This window comes from Streptomyces sp. URMC 126 (genome assembly GCF_051386555.1).
GTDB lineage: Bacteria > Actinomycetota > Actinomycetes > Streptomycetales > Streptomycetaceae > Streptomyces.
In genome coordinates this window covers 1-230 of record NZ_JBPQTX010001432.1, presented here as the reverse complement: position 1 = coordinate 230, position 230 = coordinate 1, and the positions used below count along the sequence as shown (strand labels likewise).

General features: G+C 73.5%; 1 protein-coding gene. It reads right to left on the bottom strand.

Going from position 1 to position 230, the window contains the following annotated elements; genetic code table 11:
• On the bottom strand, positions 1 to 230 hold a 230-nt coding region (locus ACSNOK_RS36565; protein ID WP_436784941.1), incomplete at both ends, for a glycoside hydrolase family 6 protein.

Sequence of the window (230 nt, the reverse complement as noted above, 5' to 3'; positions counted from 1 at the left end):
CGAGTGCGCGGCGTCGAAGTACACCTTCGCGCGGGACGAGGCCGCCTTGAGCGCCTTGCCCGCGTAGGCCATCGACTCCCGGGTCCGGGCCTGCTGTTCGGCGCTCTGGCAGTTCGTCATCAGGGCCAGGACGTCCGGCTCGACGACGACGGCGGCCGGCCGGCCCTCCAGCCCGGCGGCCAGCTCGTCGATCCACTGCCTGTAGGCGGAGTGGCTGGAGGCCCCGCCTC